Below are 19,237 nucleotides of genomic sequence, written 5' to 3' on the forward strand. Positions count from 1 at the left end.
AAGCCTGGGTTTTTTTGTGGGGAAAATTTGGGTATTTTTGACCCTCTAACGAAAATTTATAGAATGAAAATCACTGAATTTTTAAAGCACAATTACAGGCATTTCAATGCAGCTGCCTTGATCGATGCAGCTGAAGGTTATAAGAGCCATTTGGATCATGGTGGCAAGATGATGGTCACCCTTGCGGGCGCTATGTCCACTGCAGAGCTAGGTATTTCTCTTGCGGAGATGATCCGTCAGGACAAAATCCAAATAATCACCTGTACCGGAGCCAATTTGGAAGAGGATGTGTTCAATTTGGTTGCACATGATTATTATGAGAGAATTCCAAACTACCGCGAGCTTACTCCAGCACAAGAGCAGGATTTGGTAGAGCGACACATGAATCGTGTGACCGACACTTGTATTCCAGAAATGGAAGCGATGCGAAGAATTGAGCATGTGATTTTGGAAGAATGGGTAAAGGCAGATCAAGCCGGCGAAGCATTTTTTCCTCATGAGTTTTTCTATAAAATACTGCTTTCAGGCAAGTTGGAAGATTCATATCAAATTGATCCAAAGGATAGTTGGTTATTGGAAGCTGCTAAAAAGAACATTCCAATCATAGTGCCGGGATGGGAAGATTCTACTTTGGGAAATATGTTTGCAGGTCACGTTATTTCGGGTGATGTGAAGAATGTGCACACTGTTCGTAGCGGAATTGAGTACATGATGTACCTCGCAGAATGGTACACAAACACAGCTACGGATGAAAGTACTATCGGATTTTTCCAGATTGGCGGGGGAATTGCAGGAGACTTCCCTATATGTGTGGTGCCGATGTTGCATCAGGATTTACAAAGGGAAAATGTGCCTCTTTGGGGCTATTTCTGCCAGATCTCTGATTCGACCACTTCCTACGGTTCGTATTCTGGAGCTGTACCAAATGAGAAAATCACTTGGGGTAAATTAGGGATCAATACTCCGAAATTTATCATCGAATCTGATGCAACGATCGTAGCACCTTTGGTATTTGCCATTGTGCTGGATCAATAAATTATGATAAAATTCAAAAACGTATTTCACAAAGCAAGTGGCCTAATGCTACTTGCTTTTTGTTTTTCAATTAATCTTCAAGCTCAAAAAGTGGTGTCACTTTCAGGCGCAAACAGTCCTCAGGACGACATGAATCCTGTTTGGATAGGAGATAACGCCTTACTTTTTACCCGCGCTTTTCACCCCAATAATGTCGGCGGAATATCAGATCCTGGCGATATCTGGATGACAAAAAAGTCTGATTCTGGAGAATGGCTGGAAGCAGTACATCGAGCGGATCTCAGCACAGATGGATATGATTTTTCACTTGGACTAGAGGATTTTCTTACGCTTTTGGTGTATCACACCGGTGGGCAGCGATTCGGAATATATCAGTACTCCAAATTTGGTACTGATTGGAATTTTCTTCGTCAGGTAGCTATGGAGGGATTGGATGGACTTACTGGCCAAGTTAGCGGGCGTGTGGCATCTGGAGGTAAAGTGATTTTTCTTTCAGGAGAAGGAAAAGATTCCAAAGGAAATGAAGATATCTATGTAAGTGAGAAAATTGGTCCGATTGAGTGGACTAAACCTGTAAATATTGGTTCGGCAGTCAATACAATGGGGCAAGAGATGAGTCCTTTTTATGATTCTAAATCTGGGAAATTGTATTTCTCATCCAATATGCATGAAGGTGCAGAAGGAAAAGATATTTTCATTGCTAAGCGAACGGGAGAAGGTTGGAATACCTGGAGTAAGCCCGTAATTTGGGAACAAGTGAGTTCCCCTGGATCCGAAGTTTCAGTCACTTTTATCAATGACGAGGAAGCAGTGTGGACAAGTACCCAGAATAGTGATGGCTTCGCAGATTTATTGACTTTCGAAACTGTAGTTCCATTGGAGATTCCTGAGGAGTTCATTGCAGCAGCACCTGAGTCTTTAGCTACGAATGTAAATCCATCAGCGCCTAAAGTCATATCAATTGTACCAATTTACCCATCATCTTCAGTTGGTTTGCCTGAAGTAAAAGTGACTGAGCAAGTATCCGAAAGGGTAGAAAACCCTATTTCTTGGTTTGTGGTAGATGCTAAAAATAAAACTTTGGTTCCTTTCACTATCAGTTGGAAAGCAGGTGAGAAAACAATTTCCAAAACTGCAACTGATTCACTTACATTGTCTGAATTGGCAAGTGTACAAGTGAAAGAAATAAAAGTGAAATCTGAAGGTTATTTTCCAAGGTCAGTTTTGCTGAGTGAAGTAAAAACTGGTGAACCGACAGTAATACTGATGACAAAAGCAGAATCCGGTAGCATAGTACTATTGGATAATGTAAGTTTCAAAAGGGGAACTGCGGAATTGGAAGGAGAGGAGACTAAGGCGTCTTTGGCGGAATTGGCCGAATTCCTTATGCAAAATCCTGAGATGAAGCTTAGAATCCATGGTCACACCGACAGTGCTGGTGATCCGGGCTTGAATAAGGCACTGTCTTTGGAAAGAGCAGGAAGTGTAAGAGATTTCTTAATCGAGCAAGGAGTTCCATTTGAAAGCTTGAGAATCTCGGGATGGGGTGGCACGCGACCATTTGCTTCCAATGCTACAGAAGTTGGTCGGTCAAAAAACAGGAGAGTAGAGCTGGAGGTGGAGAAATAAATAAATAAAAAACGGCTTTGATTTTTTTTTTCAAAGCCGTTTTTTATTTGTTAAAGAGAGAAGTCTCCTCTATAATCCCGCTTCACAAATTGATTGGCAGGCTCGAAATTGGTGACCTTCATATTTGGTCCATCCCATAAGAGTTGGATTCCTCTTCCTGGGTAATCAAACTGATTCGCATTATTAGATTTAGGATTCCGATAATCATAGCTTCTGATAGCTAGATTACCCATCAGCACGGATTCTGTCAATGGGCCAGCGATTGAGAAAGGAGAACTCAAATTTCTGTACGCTTCAGAACCATGCCCTGCAATACAAGCTTCTACCCAGTTATTATAGTGACCAGAATCTCCGCCTGGCACTCTATATAGTGTCTCCGGTACATTGATGTCTTTGGTTTTTGAAGTTGGAAGTAGTTGAGGGTTGATGCCATAAGTAGAGCACATCATTTTACCCTTGGTTCCCTCGATGATGACCCCGTTTCCACCGTCACCCATTTGCTCATTTGGTGCCAATTCCTCTGGTCTATTTGGCTGAATCCCACCATCCATCCAGTGGAATTCAAGATCTTCTTTACCCGGTCTATCAAATCGCAATGTAATATGAGAGGAGGGAGGGCAACTTTCAGGGAAATAGCCTCTTTGGAACTCTCCTACATACACAGATCCTACCGAGCATTCGGCAGATTTTGGATAACCAAGGCCAAGAACTCGGAAGGGAGGCTCCATGATGTGACATGCCATATCGCCAAGCGCTCCAGTGCCATAATCCCACCAACCTCTCCAATTAAATGGTACAAGGTTGCCTACATAGTCTTTATAGGGAGCAGTACCTAACCATAGATTCCAGTCCAAATCAGCAGGTGGAGTCACAGGCTCAATTGGCCACTGGATTCCTTGAGGCCAGACTGGTCGATCAGTCCAGGAATAGACTTTGGTAGCCTCACCAATTAGCCCAGCTTCATACCATTCTACCATTTTACGAACGCCATCACCCGAAGAACCTTGGTTACCCATTTGGGTGACCACTTTATATTTTTCTGCTGCTTCCGTCAGCATTCTTGCCTCATAGATATCGTGGGCAAGAGGCTTCTGCACATAGACATGCTTACCCATCTTCATTGCAGCCATCGCAGCTACAGCATGGGTGTGATCGGGAGTTGAGACAGTGACTGCATCAATGTTCTTTCCCTCCTCATCCAGCATCTCTCTGTAATCCGTGTAATATTTAGCTTTCGGGTGCAATTCTCTACTCGCTTTGGCCCGAGTATCGTCCACATCGCACAAGGCAATAAAATCGACTTTTTCTGTTCGTGTCAGACCGCGCACGTCACTTCCCCCCATTCCTCCGACGCCAATACTTGCCACCCTAAGTTTATCACTTGGAGCTATAAAGCCTGGTCCACCTAAGACATTTCTTGGTACAATGTAAAATCCTGCTGCAGCTAATGCTGAGCCTTTAAGAAATTTTCTCCGGGAACTCCCAGAACCTGAGTTATTACTTTTCATTTGATTAATAGATATGTTAAAGAGGCTTAGTGGTAATTTTTAGCAGTTTATTGAATCAGCCTATCTTCAGACTCAGTGAACTTCTGCCTATGTTGAATCTGAAATTATCAAAAACAAGTCACAATATGGAGCCCATTCATATAAATTCTTGCGGTAATCCCCTCTTTATTTTCACTAAAAGCGAGTTTACTTGTTTTTCTATAAAATCAATTAGTACAAAAGGTCTTATTAGAAAAAATAGATTAAGTTTACTCAAACCTTTATTTTATGAAACATATCTTATGGACATTGGCAACACTTGCCATATTTTCTATTAGTTCTTGCCAAGTACCAAATTCAGCCAAGCTGGAGGATGCTGGAATTATCCCAATACCAAGCTCTATTTCATCCCAATCTGGAGTTTATGAATTGACCTCAAGTTCTTCCATTAAATTGAGTGGGAATAGTGAAGATTTATCAAGAGTTGCCGGTTTCCTAGCGGATAAATTACGACCAGCTACAGGGTTTGAAATACCGGTATCCAACGACAGTGGAGATTTGGTTTTGGAATTGACTGCTGGCCTTTCTTCTGAAAAATATAGTATTGAAATCACAAGTGATCAAGTGAAAATTTCATCAACTTCTGAAGCAGGTCTATACTATGGTACACAGACACTGATCAAGACATTACCTGTGGAAATTGAAAATACTACTAAAGTAGATAGGGATTGGATAATTGGGAATGGTAAGATAGAAGATGAGCCGGAGTTTGCTTATCGAGGAGCCATGCTGGATGTGGCGAGACATTTCATCAGTTTAGAGGATGTGAAACACTACATCGATCAGATGGGAAGTTTGAAATTCAACTATTTACACTTGCACTTATCAGATGATCAGGGTTGGAGAATTGAAATTAAATCTTGGCCCAAATTGACTGAAATAGGTGGAAAAACTGAAGTAGGAGGAACTGAAGGTGGTTTTTTTACCCAAGCAGATTATACTGAGATTGTTCAATACGCTGCTGATAGATTTATAACCGTAGTGCCTGAAATAGATATGCCAGGTCACACAAACGCCGCTCTGGCCGCATACGCGGAATTGAATCCAGGTGTGAATTTGCCGGATGGTGACTTTGCTACCATGAGGGAAGGTAAAATTGATTTTGACATTCTTGACGGGACACCTGAGCCAGCAGAGATTTACACTGGAATAGAAGTCGGCTTTAGCACATTCGCTACCAACAAGGAAATTACTTATACTTTCGTAGAAGATGTGATAAGAGAGCTGGTTGACCTTACACCTGGCCCATATATCCACATTGGAGGGGATGAGTCCCATGTCACAGAAAAAGATGATTACATCTATTTTGTAGAACGAGTTCAGGAAATTGTCGCCAAGTATGGTAAAAAGAGCATTGGTTGGGATGAAATAGCAACTGCTAATTTATTACCTGGTACAGTTGCTCAATTTTGGGCATTGGAAGAAAATGCAAAGCTAGCTACAGAACAAGGCAATCAAATCCTTATGTCACCAGCTAAACGTGCCTATCTCGACATGCAATATGACTCTACTTCTAGACTTGGCCTTCATTGGGCGGCTTATATAGAACTGGATGACTCTTATAATTGGGATCCGGCAACCTATGCAGACGGAATTAACAAATCAGATATTTTGGGAGTTGAAGCACCTCTATGGACTGAAACAATTACTAATCGTGCAGATATTGAGTACATGGCTTTCCCTCGATTAGCAGCACTTGCTGAAGTAGCTTGGTCATCCAATGAGAGGCGAAATTGGGAGGATTTCCAAAAGAGAATTGCTCAGCAAGGTAAACGATGGGATATCAATGGAATAGGATTCTATAGATCTCCAAAGGTAAATTGGTAAACAATACAGAAGAATTAGTAGACCCGGTATCCACCGGGTTTTTTGCTGCTTAGGAAATGATATTCTTTGAAATTCATTAAAATGAACCTAATATGGTTGTTAATATAACGCGCATTATGCATTAGCAATTCTATTGCGGTCTTTAATTCCTTCAAAATCAGCCACTAAGTTACTGTTTTCGACTTCACCATAGCGGTGCTATGCCTCAGTCTCCAAACAGCCTGATTTTCTTGCAATTACATGCCTCATTACGAAACCTAATACATGATCCGGGTTTAAAATCATACAATCACGTAATTTGATTGCCTTAACTCGAAAATATTAATGGGCGAATACATTATTTCCTTTGCTAACTGGATCTGGGGAACCCCAATGCTTGTCATTTTAATGGGAGGAGGAATGGTATTGTTGGTGCATTCTGGCTTTGTCCCATTTCGTAAGATAGGGCATGCAATAGGACTACTGAGAGGGAAGTATGACGATAGCTTTGCTCCTGGGCAGATCACCTCATTTCAGGCCTTATCAGCCGCAATTGCGGCTACTGTCGGCCTTGGGAATATTAGTGGAGTTGCAATTGCTATTAACATGGGGGGGCCAGGGGCTATTTTCTGGATGTGGGTTTCGGCCTTTGTTGGAATGGCTACCAAATTTTATACCTGTAGCCTTGCCATCATGTATAGAGGAAAAGATTCCGAAGGTCAGATTCAAGGTGGTCCGATGTATGTCATCGAGGAGGGCATGGGCAAGAAATGGAAATTCCTTTCTGTTATTTTTTGTGGAGCAGGTATTCTAGGTTTGCTGGCGATTTTCCAAGCAAATCAATTAACCGCTGTACTTAGGACTGTAATTTTAGAACCAGCCGGATTAGATGAGGGAGATAAGACAAGATGGATAATAGGGATCACCATGATGGTACTTGTGGCTATCGTTATTCTCGGAGGAATTAGGAGAATTGCAGCAGTAGCGTCAAAAATGGTCCCTTTCATGGTAGGACTTTATTTTGTTACGGTCATCATTATCGTGTACAAATACATCGGAGATGTACCCGATATGTTATTGAAAATTGTTACAGATGCATTCACTGGTGAAGCTGTGGCAGGAGGCGCAGTAGGAGCTGTGATTATCGTAGGGGCGAGGAGGGCAGCATTTTCTAATGAAGCAGGAATAGGGACTGCCCCGATGGTTCATGGAGCGTCCAAAAATAATGAGCCTATTCGGGAAGGCCTAATAGCGATGCTGGGGCCATTTATTGACACTATAGTAGTCTGTACACTCACAGCCCTGGTGATCATGCTGACTGGCGTGTGGGAATCAACTGAAAAGGATGGGGTGAGACTTACGCTTGCTGCATTTGATATGGCTCTTCCTTTTTATGGTAGATATCTATTGATGATCGCAGTACTGGTTTTTGCATTGTCCACGATGTTCACCTATTCATACTATGGTCATAAGTGCTTTGGGTACTTATTTGGAGCCAAAAGAGCAGATTACTACAACTATTTCTATTTGATCACCATTGTAGCTGGTGCTGTAGTATCACTTGATGTTGTCATAAGTTTGGTGGATGGAATGTATGCGATAATGGCAGTTCCTACGATGATATCCACTTTCTACTTAGCTCCTAAAGTACGTGTTGCTATGAAAGATTATTTTCAAAGAATGAAAAATGTCTAATTGATATGAATATCCTGATTTCCCCCAATGCTTTCAAAGGCACGATGAGCGCTCGTGAAGCAGGAGAAATTATTCGAAGTTTTATAAAAAGAAGATACCCTGACTGCAAGACTGAGCTGCTGCCCATAGCAGACGGTGGCGATGGGACTTGTGAATTGCTGACTGAGATGTTAGGCTTGGAGAAAAAACAAATCTGGTCTCTTGATCCTTATGGAAGACCTATTGCTTGTGCCTATGGCTGGGATATGCAGGCTAAAAAAGCCTATATAGACGTCTCAGCCGCTTCGGGGATTGCCTTATTAGGAAATGAGGTAATGAATCCATTTGTCGCCTCTAGCTTTGGCACAGGTCTATTGATATGCGATGCTATAGCGCTAGGAGCTGAAGAAATAGTAGTAGGTCTAGGTGGAAGCGCTACAGTAGATCTTGGAATTGGTATACTGGGCGCTTTAGGTATAGATTTTTTGGATGAAAATGGAAGAGAGTTAACCCAGTTTATCCCTAATTTCCTGTCCAAAATCAGACATATTCAGAAATCCCCACGAATTCCAAAAGTTAGGTTTACATGCCTCTGTGATGTGAAAAACACTTTTTTGGGCGATAAGGGAGCAATTCCGATATTTGGACCACAAAAGGGCATCAACCCGAGTGATTTTGATAATTATGAGTCTGTTTGTAAAGCCATAATCGGCCAGATATTTCGAAAGCAAAAAATAACCTTTGAGGATCAAACCGGCTTTGGAGCCGCAGGAGGAATTGCTTTGGGGCTATCAGCTTTTTTTGAAACAGAAATCAAATTTGGATCAAACTACTTTTTCGGCCAAGTAGAGCTAGCTGATAAGGTAAAATGGGCTGACTGGGTAATAACTGGAGAAGGCAGGTACGACAAGCAATCCATTGAAGGAAAGGCCTGTTATGAGTTGATGCAATTGACCCATACTTTATCTAAAAAAATAATGTTAATCACTTCAGGAAGCGAAAGTGACGTTGAGCAATTCGATGAAATTTTAACTTTGCCTGATCTTGATTTCGCAAATTCAGATTTTAAAGAAAAGTCCAGACAAAACCTTGAAAATCTGCTTAAGCTGGAATTTTCTCTGGACTGTTGAATTAGACTCTGTGGTAATCGGCCTTCCAGTTCTTGATACTTCTTTTGATTTCTTTTGGAGCTATATTTTCATTGATCGCCTGATCCATTAGGGCTAAGATCTCATCGTCTCCCGCAAACCTCAATGCAATCAATTGAGCTGAAGTAAGTTGGCTCTCCTTTTCGTGAAAAGAAGTACCAGTAAGATAGGAAAAGCGTTGCCTCATTTCTATCCTTATTATTCTATTCTGATTTTTGAGCGCATAGATTCGAGGGAGATAGGAGATCAATACGACAATAAATCCGAGTAATAGAAAATACATGCTATTAGACATAGCCTGGGAAGAACTGAAATCAATCCTTGCGACTGTCCATCCCAAGAAAAATAGCACCAAGGTTAAAATGAAAAAATGATGGAAGGGGTAATACTTTGCGTGATTTTGGAAATTCTGTGTTTTTGACATTTTATAAGACATAAAAAAAGGAGGTGTTAGCCTCCTTTTAAGTAAGATATAAGTGATTAATGATCAGCTTTTTTCTTCTTAGTGAAAGTGCTTCGTGTATCGATCGCAGTTATTCCGGCTCCAAGACCGATTAATACACATACAATCACTAGGAAGGTTTGGGCTCCTCCAGCAAGTGGAGAGGTAAAAACATCAAGTAGTATCATGATCAATTTATTGAATTTCTAAAGATTGCCCGAAGATAAATTCTTAACTCCAATTAACCAAAGAAATCTAGTTAATCAAACTGGTCATCATCGAAATCTTCGTCTTCCTCTTCATCATCGTCTTCGAAATCCATGATATTATCATCTACGAATTCATTTTCTTCGTCGAGATCATATTCATCTTCAAAATCATTGCCGAAATCTTCCTCATCATTGAAGTTGTCGTCATCTTCGAAATCGTCGTCAAAATCCTCCATAGTAGTTTAGATAGGGGTTTTTTTAATAGTTGAACGGTACGAATTAAAGTAAAAAATCATTTCGCAGTATACTGTTGATATATATATTTTCAACTTTTTTGGTGTATTCTATTTAAATAGTTTACCTATGCATTTTGGATCAAAAGGTCTGATTTCGAGGATGGCATGTGAAATGTAAAATAAAGTCAGTAAGGATAGTTATGAATCGCTCTTAGAATCGCTTTTAAGGGGTTCAATTAATTTTTGTTTGGATTCGTTAGCAAAAAAAATGACCCATGAGTCGGGTCAATTAAAAATTGATTTGATGTACTTTTTTATGAGTGGTTTAGACAGGTAGTCTTTGACTACACTATATCCGCTTGCTTTGTGAATGTCTCTTTCATCTACAGAACTACTCAGGATGTAGATTTGAGCCTCATTTTTATCAGTGTTAAAGCAATCCAAGAAATCCCAGCCCGTCATTTCTGGCATGTTGAGATCTAGAAACAAGTAATTGGGTTTAATGGAATAAATTTCCAGCAGTGCAGCTCTCGCACTCTGATACTTATAAAATTGACAAGGCTCCTTCACATTCCTGGAAATGAGTTTTTCAGTGACAAAAGTACTGATCGGATCGTCATCTATTAAGACAATTGTTAGCATTAAAGTGCAGAAATATGTGGCTGAAATACATTATACCTACTACAAAAGTAACGGGTAATTGATATTTTACAAATATTTTGCCAAATAAGACTGAAAAGAATTCATTTTTCTTGAGTAAGAACCCTAATATCTCGGGCAATTGAATAAAATTAGGATTTTAGGCTAGCAAGGTCTTCACAATCCACGCCTAGAAAAAAAACTTTTGTGGATGTTCATAGGATATTATTTACTTCATTGAGGAAATAGCCAATGATTTTGTCTGTAGTTTTTAGTACTTTTTTGCTTTTGGTCTTTGGACTGCCTACTTCAGTTACCCCTGTCAAAGTCATTAGTAATTTGTCCTCCTTCTGGTCAATAAAGTCAACAATTACCTGGACTAACTCATAGTTGGTCGTGCTTGAATTGTTGTTGCGGTTATTGTAGTATGGATTATACATCCACGGATCCCAAACCCGGTATCCCCAGTAAGGGTATGGATTGTAATGCTGAGTGGTTTCTCTTTTTCGGGGGTCTTCGTTTGAAGTATAACGAATCACCAATTCAGGTTCCATTTTATCATAAACCAATCCTTGTGCTTCTAGAGCTTCTTGCAGGTGTACTTGCACTAGTTCATCGATCAATTGAGAGGAGAAACTTCGCATCCCGACTTCTTGATTTATGATGACGAAGGACTTATATGGCTTGCGGATAGGGACTTCGGTATTTTCTTTGAAAATTTCAATAGCACTGCAAGAGCTGAGTCCAAGTATCAGCAGGGTGATATAGAAAATATGGCTTAAGCGAATCCTATTCATTGTTTTATGCTTTTCTTTTCAAAACGAGGAATGAAATAGAAGGTTAGAAATTGACCTTTAAAGAAAAATTTGCCGCTATTATTCCACTATTTTTGTTAGCCTTCCGTTGCAAGTACTACTTTTGCCGAAAGCACAAAAAATGATTAGACCTGATTTTGATGATATTTTTATGGAATTGGCGGTTAATTTGGCCAAGCGATCCCATTGTATCAAGAAGCACGTGGGAGCGGTTCTCACCAAAGACACACGTATTATTTCCATAGGTTATAATGGCCCGCCGGCAGGAACGCATAACTGTGATGTGGAATTTCCAGACCATGGTTGTGCCAGGGACAGTAAGGGGAGTTGCTCTTTAGCCCTGCATGCTGAGCAAAATGCCATTCTTTATGCGGTTAAGAACAATACTGCGGTGGAGGGATCTACACTTTTTGTAACACTATCTCCTTGTCTTGCCTGTTCCAGAATCATTTTCTCCATGGGGATTTCAAGAGTGATTTACCTCTTTTCTTATGCAGAATACAAAGGAATTGGTAGTGACGAAGGAGTAGATTTCCTAAGGAAGTTCGGCGTGCGGGTGGACAAGTATGAAAAAACACTAGAGGTCAACGACCAATTGGTTTAAAGAAAATTCACCTCGGGCTGTATGCTTATTTCAAACTTATCCAAAACGGATTTCTGAATTTTTGCAGCTAGGTTTTTAATGTCATTTCCATCACCATCCCCATAATTAACGAGAACCAAAGGCTGTTTGGCATGTACGCCAATTTCTCCAAATCGCTGACCTTTCCAGCCACATTGTTCGATAAGCCAAGCAGCAGGGACTTTCACTCCCTCGGCATTTGGATAGCCTGGGATAAATGGATACTTGTTTTTTAATGTATGAAAATGTTCGGTGGAGATAGTTGGGTTTTTGAAAAATGACCCTGAGTTTCCGATCACTTTTGGATCTGGGAGCTTGGATTGACGGATTTGAATGACCGCTTCCGAAATTGCTTTCAGGCTTAACTTCTTGATTCCGGATGCCGCCAAAGTCTCTTGGATTGCACCATATTCTACATGAAATTCAGGTACTTTTCTTAATCTAAAAATCACCAAACAAATCACATATTTCTCCTTTAATTCATGCTTGAAAATGCTTTCTCTATAGCCGAACTGACATTGCCCAGCATTGAATTCTTCTATCGCTAAGGTCTCTGTATTCAGAGCTTTAAGATGGGAAAACACATCTTTGATTTCCACTCCATAGGCACCGATATTCTGCATGGGCGCAGCGCCTACAGTACCGGGAATCAAGGATAAGTTCTCTACTCCAGCCCAGTTATTTTTGATAGCAGTCAGTACAAATTGGTGCCAGTTTACTCCTGCTCCTGCTTCTATCCAGTAAAATTCCTGATCCTCTAGAACTGCTTTGACACCCCCAATTTCAATTTTGATTACCAAAGTATCTTGGTTTTGAGTCAGTAGGATATTACTTCCTCCTCCTAGAATCAATGGTGTGACTTTCTGTGATTTAGCCCATTGCAATGCTTTCTTGAGCTCATCTATGGTTTTGATAACCACAAAAAACCGTGCGGTTTTGTCAATTCCGAAGGTATTAAATGCCTTAAGAGAGATGTTTTCTAGTATATTCATAAATAAGTGAGTGCCTTGCGAAATAAGCATGTTTTTGTCCCAATAAGAAATGAAATCACCCAAATTGAAGTTTATTGCATGAAATCGAGTATTGAGCAAGCGTCACCCATTGGGATGATTATCAACTATGCGAGATTCTCCCGATCCGCCGCGGCGGACGGGGCGGGCTATCCCGTTTCCTTCGTCACGGGACAGGTTATGACCTTTAAAAAACAAATTATAAACACATGAAAGAATTGGCCATAAATGGCATACGGATCAGATCCGGCCAATCGATGAATATAGAAATAGCCATTGCCAAACTTCCCACTCACACCTTAATTGATCTTCCTATTTTTATTCGCTCCTCCAGAGAAGATGGCCCGGTAGTGTTGATCAGTGGCGGAGTACATGGCGATGAAATCAATGGAGTGGTGACGGCGAAGAGACTTTTAGAGGAAATAGATGAAGGACTTGAGCTACTCAAAGGCACCCTGATTTTCATTCCACTCGTGAATATTTACGGCTTTCTTTCCAACAGCCGAACCTTTCCGGATGGGAGAGATTTGAATAGGAGTTTTCCCGGCAGTAAAAAGGGATCTTTAGCAGCTAGCATTGCATTTATTCTAAGTAATGAAATCATCCCGCAGATAGATTACGGAATAGACTTCCATACCGGCGGCCGTATGCTTACCAATTTTCCCCAAGTCCGGGTGGACTATAAGGATAAGGTGGCCGTGGAATTGGCTAAGGCCTTTGGGACGCACTTTGTGGTCAACTCTAAGTATATAGAAAAGTCTTTTAGAAAAGAGGCCTATAAAGCCAGAAAACACATTTTGGTGTTTGAAGGTGGGGAATCCATGCGCTTGGATGAATACGGAATAGAGGAAGGGGTAAATGGAACTAAGAGACTCTTGGCTAGCCTGGGCATGCTTGCTGATGCTCCTGCTCCTCAAGCAAGCATTTTTCTAAAAGAGAGCAATTGGGTGAGAGCAAAGGCTTCTGGTATTTTCAACTCCAGTGTGAAAGTAGGTGAATCAGTTAAAAAGGGTCAGATTTTGGCACGGATTTCGGATCCTTATGGCCAGATTAAAATCCCAGTAAAGTCACCAACAAACGGCCATATTATAGGTATGAACAATATGCCTGTGATTAATACCGGAGATGCACTGGTGCATATTGGCAAGGAATAATAGTTATAACACTTATCTTGTAGCTTATCTTTGAGACATTTATGAATTTATCAGAAGCTTTTCAGAGTGTAAGAAATCACTCCCTTCACCTTTGCGAAAATTTGATTACTGAGGATTTTAGCCTGCAAGCCTCAGAAGAAGTGAGCCCTCCAAAATGGCACCTGGCACATACTACTTGGTTCTTTGAGCAATTTATCCTGGTGCCAAACGACCCCAACTATGTGGTCAAGCATCCCCAGTTTAACTTCCTTTTCAACTCTTATTATAACACGCTGGGAGCAAGGACGGCTAGAAATCTGCGTGGGCTGATGTCTCGTCCGTCAGTGGATGAGGTGAAAACCTATCGTGCCTATGTGGATGGAGCGATGCAAAAGTTGATTGAAAAGAACAATCCTGAGATTAGCGAGTTAGTGATTTTAGGTATGAATCACGAGCAGCAGCACCAGGAATTATTAATCACGGATTTGAAGTTCAGCCTTTGGTTTAATCCACTGAATCCGAGTGTGATGGATATTAAGGAATACTCACCTGAACCAAAGTCAAAATGGATTGCTGTTGATTCAGGGATTTACGAAATAGGTCATAAGGACGATGGCTTTTGCTATGATAATGAGCTTAACTCTCACAAGGTTTACATCAATGATTTCGCAATTGACTCAGCTTTGGTGACTAATCAGGAATACTTGGAGTTTATGGAAGCTGGTGGGTATGATGAACCTGCATATTGGCATGATGAGGGATGGGCGTGGACCAAGGAGTTGGAAGTAAAGGCACCACTTTATTGGGAAAAGAAAGACCGAACTTGGTGCTATTATACATTGGATGGTTTGCAAGCAATTGATAAAGACGCAGCTGTTGCTCATGTGAGTTTCTATGAAGCATCAGCTTTTGCCAGTTGGAAAGGGCTGCGACTACCAACAGAATTTGAGTGGGAAGTAGCCCAAAATCATTTTGAATGGGGCAAAAGATGGGAGTGGACTAACTCCGCCTATTTGGCGTATCCAGGCTTTACAGTAGCCCCTGGAGCAATAGGGGAATACAATGGGAAATTCATGATCAATCAAATGGTGCTGCGCGGGGCTTCAGTTGCTACTTCTTCTGGGCATTCAAGACCTACGTATAGAAACTTTTTTCATCCAAAATTCAGATGGCAGTTTATGGGCATTCGCCTTGCCAAATCACTTTAATTATGAACGCAAAGAACACCGATTTCGGGACTTTTGCCCAAGATGTCATGCTTGGTCTTAATTCGATTCCGAAAACTTTACCTTCCAAGTATTTTTATGATGCCAAAGGAGATAAGCTGTTTCAGCAGATTATGGCTTCACCGGAATATTATCTCACACGCAAAGAATATGAAATATTAGCAGGGCAACACGCACAAATTTTAGCGAAAATACTTTTGCTAGACAAGCCATTTAATTTGGTAGAATTGGGAGCCGGTGATGGGATGAAAACCAAAATTCTGCTGAAATATCTGACTGAAAAGAAGGTGGAGTTTACGTACTATCCCATTGATTTCTCAGGCTCAGTGTTGGAGGAGCTAGAAGAAAGTCTGGAAATGGAACTTCCAGAATTATCAGTTAACCCTATTCAGGATTCGTATAGAGATTCGCTCAAAAAGCAAGTTTGGGAGGATGGAAAGCCTAATTTGATCTTATTTTTGGGTGCTAATCTTGGGAATTTTGGGGTAGAAGAGGCAAAGAACATCGTGGATCACTTGCGGGTAGGGACCAAAAGAGAAGATCTGGTTCTGTTGGGTTTTGACCTAAAAAAGAACCCTCAGATCATTCTAAATGCTTATCATGATAAGCAGGGAATTACTCGTGAGTTTAATATGAATCTGCTTGATAGAATCAATAGAGAATTGGATGCTAATTTTGACCGAGATTCATTTGTGCACTGGCCTACTTATGACCCTGTAAGCGGAGAGTGTCGTAGCTATCTAGTTTCTCAAAAAACACAGGACGTTACGATCGGTGCCTTGAACCAAACGTTTAATTTTGAGGCTTTTGAGTCTATTTTCACTGAGATATCTAAAAAGTATAGCTTGTCGGAAATTAGCTATCTTGCCTCTATGGGCGGTTTCGAAGTGAAGGAAAACTTCATGGATTCAGAAGGATATTTTGCAGATGTCTTGTGGGAGAAAAAGTGATTGTTGATCAATGAATCAACTATTCCCCACTTGCTTTCATGAGCATGCTCTCTTCTTTTGTTAAAGCATACACTACTATTTTAGGGTTTTTCTCTTCATCGCTATCCATATCTCTGATGAAAGCGTAGTAGACATCCGTATTAAAATGTTTTGGAAATACTTCATACGAGTAACTTTCCGAAGGAAGTTTCATTCTGAATTTCAGGGTTCTGCTTTCTAAATCAAGTATTAAATGATACGAATCTTTTTTGTAAGCTAAGAGTATGCTCGCATAACCATCATTAATTTCTGCAGACTCAATTCGTAATGTATCTGTCTTTCCAAAATCTCTGAAGTCAAGTTGATATTCAGGAACCAAGTGATCTTCATCCACTCGGTAAATGGTATCCTTCTGATCAGTCAACCCTTCGAACCGAACCCGAGGAAAGTAAAAGAGACTTATATTGTTTAGTTGGCCAAATGGTCTGAGGAAACTGTGGATCCTGTAGAATCGTGAAGTAAAGCTATACAATGGGGTTTCCTGTGATTTGAATTCCAGGGTAGTAGGCTCTATGGAGCTTACCAATACAGTTTGAGCACCCTCTCCATAAGATTCAATACCTTCTTGAATTACTAATACCTTATCATTTTCCATATAGAAAGAAATTGGGCGTCCTGGTAATTTTTTACTTGAAGCAATAAAGCTACCTTCTACATCATAGGAATTCACTACCATTTTTTCCCAATCTGATATCAGAGCTATGTTCTCTTTATCATTCAGATAAATTGCTGTGGGGATACTATATTCATCAGGGCCATCTCCTTTATTGCCAATAGCCTGAATATAGTTTCCTTCGTAATCAAATTTTAATAAGCCATGTTTTCTATCCAATAGAAAAATAAATTCCTTACCTAAAGCAACATCTTGGATTGCGGTAAGTGGGGGATTTCCTGGACCTTCTAAATCTATCGTATCTATTGCTTTAAACTTTAATTCATTTACTTCACTAAGCAAAAAATCCTTATTGATTTTAATTGTATGTATCGACTTTGTTACTTCTTCATCATTCTTTTGGTTACAATTCTGAAATAATGAAACGCATAAAAAAAGGAAAATCAATTTGGGATATTTCATGGCCGATTGGATGTTTCGATTTTACTATAATACAAGATATAGTTAATAATTAGTTTGTTACAGCTTTCGTATAAACATCCCAACAAATCATGGTTTTTGGATATACCCAGATTCTCAGAAATCAAAAAGAAAAGCACTGATTGCTCAGTGCTTTCATTATCTGATAATTTGACTTTTAGCTGAAATAATTCTTCAATCCTTCCAATCTTTCTACTAATTCGCCCTCTACCTTTCTATAGTCAGTTGTACTTGCTAGCGGTACATTTACCGAGAAGTAATATTTGATTTTTGGCTCTGTTCCAGAAGGTCTGGCAGATATTTTACTTCCATCTGCTAGATAAAACTGCATCACATTGGACTTATCCATATCGAGTTTTTCAGATTTGCCGGATTTCACATCTTTGACAGTACTTTCCTTTACATCCACGATCTTTACTACTTGAATACCATTCATCTCTGCAGGTGGATGATGACGGAAATCAGTCATCAGAGCTTGAATTTGTTCAGCGCCATCTTTGCCTTTTTTGGTGACAGATATGAGCGATTCCTTATAGAATCCGAACTGATTGTATATCTCCGCAAGCACATCAAAAACTGTCTTGCCCTGTGTTTTGTAATATGCGATAGCTTCTGCCACCATAGCACAGGCACTTACGCCGTCTTTGTCACGGACAAAGTCACCTATTAAGTATCCATAAGATTCTTCCCCGCCGCCGATAAAGGTTTTCTTGCCTTCGAGTTCTTTGATGATCGCGGCGATATTTTTAAATCCAGTTAATACGGAAAAGCATTTCACATCAAATCCTTCACAGATTTTATCAATTAATTCCGTGGTCACTATCGTATTGACCATAAACTGATTGCCATCCAGTTTACCAGCTTTTTTCCATTGACTTAACAGGTAATAGGTAAGTAAAGTACCCGTTTGATTACCGTTCAACAATTCAAATTCCCCAGAAGCATTGGGTACAGCAGCCGCATAGCGATCCCCATCTGGATCACAGGCCAAGACTAATTCGGCACTAACTTCTTTTCCGAGCTTCAGCGACAGCGTCAAGGCCTCAGCTTCCTCTGGATTGGGATATATAACTGTAGGGAAATTACCATCTGGCTCAGCCTGTTCCTTTACAATATTCACATTCTCAAAACCAAAAGCCTTGAGCGCAGCAGGAACCATTTTGCCAGAAGCTCCATGTATAGGAGAAAATACGATCGGCATATCTTTATGAGCCTTGATAGCGTCTGGAGCCAAGCTCAGGCCTTTGACAAGTTCCATGTAAATTTCGTCGAAGTCGTCTTCAATGTATTGAAATAGCGCATCATTTTTATCCCAATTCACATCATCGAAGGACGTAATCTTTTTCACCTCATCTATGATGTTTTTGTCGTGTGGAGCTACTACCTGCGCACCATCATCCCAATACGCTTTGTAGCCATTATATTCTTTTGGATTGTGCGAAGCAGTGATCATCACGCCGCTTTTGCAATCGTAATGCCTCACAGCGAAGGAAAGCATAGGAGTAGGGCGCATTTCTTTGAAGTACAACACATGAATCCCGTTCGCAGTCAAGACATTAGCTGTGGTCGTGGCAAATAAGGTGTTATTGATCCTACAATCGTGCGTGATTGCTACACGGATTGTTTCACCGGGAAAACATTTAATGAGGTAATTTGCAAGCCCCTGAGTAGCCATTCCGACTGTATATACATTCATTCTATTGGTTCCTACACCCATCAGACCTCTAAGGCCACCTGTACCAAATTCCAGATCCTGGTAAAATGAATCTGTTAACTCAGAAGGATTTTGATCAATAAGGGTGCGGATTTGGGCTTTCGAATCTTCATCGATATTGCCACTAAGCCAATAGTCTGCCTTGGCTAAGATATTAGGGTCTATGGTAGTCATGATATAAAAATTGTTTGAATTCTAAGATATATAAAAACACAAAATATGCCACCTGCTAATTATTTAGGTATTGAGAATGACTAATTTAATTTATAA

General features: G+C 40.4%; 19 protein-coding genes. 10 read left to right on the top strand and 9 right to left on the bottom strand.

Annotated elements, in window-relative coordinates; all coding sequences use genetic code 11:
* The first annotated feature begins 63 nt into the window (after positions 1-63).
* Together U3A58_RS02505 and U3A58_RS02510 are read left to right on the top strand one after the other, a co-directional pair.
* Positions 64-1,035, top strand: a complete 972-nt coding sequence (locus U3A58_RS02505) for a deoxyhypusine synthase family protein (RefSeq protein WP_323821807.1) — start codon at positions 64-66, stop codon at positions 1,033-1,035.
* A 3-nt stretch (positions 1,036-1,038) separates the two neighbouring features.
* Complete coding sequence (locus U3A58_RS02510; RefSeq protein ID WP_323821808.1) at positions 1,039-2,664, top strand: OmpA family protein; 1,626 nt, start codon at positions 1,039-1,041, stop codon at positions 2,662-2,664.
* Positions 2,665-2,714: 50 nt separating this feature from the next.
* Here the strand turns inward: U3A58_RS02510 and U3A58_RS02515 are convergent, their stop codons facing one another.
* Positions 2,715-4,172, bottom strand: coding sequence for a Gfo/Idh/MocA family protein (locus U3A58_RS02515; RefSeq protein ID WP_323821809.1), 1,458 nt, complete (start codon positions 4,170-4,172; stop codon positions 2,715-2,717).
* 267 nt (positions 4,173-4,439) lie between these two features.
* Between U3A58_RS02515 and U3A58_RS02520 the strand changes: the two genes are divergently transcribed.
* From U3A58_RS02520 to U3A58_RS02530, 3 genes are all read left to right on the top strand, one after another.
* Positions 4,440-6,038 (top strand): family 20 glycosylhydrolase, encoded by a 1,599-nt coding sequence (locus tag U3A58_RS02520; protein ID WP_323821810.1) that lies wholly within the window; start codon positions 4,440-4,442, stop codon positions 6,036-6,038.
* Between the two features lie 324 nt (positions 6,039-6,362).
* Positions 6,363-7,712, top strand: a complete 1,350-nt coding sequence (locus U3A58_RS02525) for an alanine/glycine:cation symporter family protein (RefSeq protein ID WP_323821811.1) — start codon at positions 6,363-6,365, stop codon at positions 7,710-7,712.
* Between the two features lie 5 nt (positions 7,713-7,717).
* Positions 7,718-8,821 (top strand): glycerate kinase family protein, encoded by a 1,104-nt coding sequence (locus tag U3A58_RS02530; protein WP_323821812.1) that lies wholly within the window; start codon positions 7,718-7,720, stop codon positions 8,819-8,821.
* 1 nt (position 8,822) lies between these two features.
* Here the strand turns inward: U3A58_RS02530 and U3A58_RS02535 are convergent, their stop codons facing one another.
* The 5 genes from U3A58_RS02535 to U3A58_RS02555 form a co-directional block, all read right to left on the bottom strand.
* On the bottom strand, positions 8,823-9,275 hold the full coding sequence (locus tag U3A58_RS02535; RefSeq protein ID WP_323821813.1) for a DUF6526 family protein: 453 nt from the start codon (positions 9,273-9,275) through the stop codon (positions 8,823-8,825).
* Between the two features lie 44 nt (positions 9,276-9,319).
* Positions 9,320-9,469, bottom strand: coding sequence for a hypothetical protein (locus tag U3A58_RS02540; protein ID WP_283411818.1), 150 nt, complete (start codon positions 9,467-9,469; stop codon positions 9,320-9,322).
* Between the two features lie 71 nt (positions 9,470-9,540).
* Positions 9,541-9,726: a hypothetical protein gene (locus U3A58_RS02545; protein WP_323821814.1), complete on the bottom strand. Its 186-nt coding sequence runs from the start codon at positions 9,724-9,726 to the stop codon at positions 9,541-9,543.
* A 285-nt stretch (positions 9,727-10,011) separates the two neighbouring features.
* A complete protein-coding gene (locus tag U3A58_RS02550) occupies positions 10,012-10,368 on the bottom strand; it encodes a response regulator (protein WP_323821815.1) in 357 nt (118 codons plus the stop codon).
* A 212-nt stretch (positions 10,369-10,580) separates the two neighbouring features.
* Complete coding sequence (locus U3A58_RS02555) at positions 10,581-11,162, bottom strand: DUF4136 domain-containing protein (RefSeq protein WP_323821816.1); 582 nt, start codon at positions 11,160-11,162, stop codon at positions 10,581-10,583.
* Positions 11,163-11,301: 139 nt separating this feature from the next.
* On the opposite strand from U3A58_RS02555, the gene U3A58_RS02560 reads away from it, so the two are divergent.
* Complete coding sequence (locus U3A58_RS02560; RefSeq protein ID WP_323821817.1) at positions 11,302-11,784, top strand: deoxycytidylate deaminase; 483 nt, start codon at positions 11,302-11,304, stop codon at positions 11,782-11,784.
* On the opposite strand, the gene murB is transcribed toward U3A58_RS02560, so the two are convergent.
* The gene (murB, locus tag U3A58_RS02565; RefSeq protein ID WP_323821818.1) at positions 11,781-12,794 is read right to left on the bottom strand and encodes a UDP-N-acetylmuramate dehydrogenase; all 1,014 of its coding nucleotides are present in this window, start codon (positions 12,792-12,794) and stop codon (positions 11,781-11,783) included. The two genes, U3A58_RS02560 and murB, sit on opposite strands and share 4 nt — an antisense overlap.
* Positions 12,795-12,872: 78 nt before the next feature.
* Between murB and U3A58_RS02570 the strand changes: the two genes are divergently transcribed.
* The 4 genes from U3A58_RS02570 to U3A58_RS02585 are packed head-to-tail and all read left to right on the top strand — an operon-like array spanning position 12,873 to position 16,121.
* A complete protein-coding gene (locus tag U3A58_RS02570; RefSeq protein ID WP_323821819.1) occupies positions 12,873-13,025 on the top strand; it encodes a hypothetical protein in 153 nt (50 codons plus the stop codon).
* Positions 13,022-13,966, top strand: coding sequence for a succinylglutamate desuccinylase/aspartoacylase family protein (locus U3A58_RS02575; protein ID WP_323821820.1), 945 nt, complete (start codon positions 13,022-13,024; stop codon positions 13,964-13,966). Before U3A58_RS02570 ends, U3A58_RS02575 begins: the two co-directional genes overlap by 4 nt.
* Before the next feature lie 41 nt (positions 13,967-14,007).
* Positions 14,008-15,153: an ergothioneine biosynthesis protein EgtB gene (gene egtB / locus U3A58_RS02580; protein ID WP_323821821.1), complete on the top strand. Its 1,146-nt coding sequence runs from the start codon at positions 14,008-14,010 to the stop codon at positions 15,151-15,153.
* Between the two features lie 2 nt (positions 15,154-15,155).
* The gene (locus U3A58_RS02585; RefSeq protein WP_323821822.1) at positions 15,156-16,121 is read left to right on the top strand and encodes an L-histidine N(alpha)-methyltransferase; all 966 of its coding nucleotides are present in this window, start codon (positions 15,156-15,158) and stop codon (positions 16,119-16,121) included.
* Positions 16,122-16,140: 19 nt separating this feature from the next.
* On the opposite strand, the gene U3A58_RS02590 is transcribed toward U3A58_RS02585, so the two are convergent.
* Positions 16,141-17,235, bottom strand: a complete 1,095-nt coding sequence (locus U3A58_RS02590; RefSeq protein ID WP_323821823.1) for a 6-bladed beta-propeller — start codon at positions 17,233-17,235, stop codon at positions 16,141-16,143.
* 175 nt (positions 17,236-17,410) lie between these two features.
* Positions 17,411-19,141: a phospho-sugar mutase gene (locus U3A58_RS02595; protein ID WP_323821824.1), complete on the bottom strand. Its 1,731-nt coding sequence runs from the start codon at positions 19,139-19,141 to the stop codon at positions 17,411-17,413.
* Positions 19,142-19,237 lie beyond the last annotated feature (96 nt).

Origin of the sequence: Algoriphagus persicinus, assembly GCF_035156415.1 — a bacterium.
GTDB classification, from domain to species: Bacteria; Bacteroidota; Bacteroidia; order Cytophagales; family Cyclobacteriaceae; genus Algoriphagus; species Algoriphagus persicinus.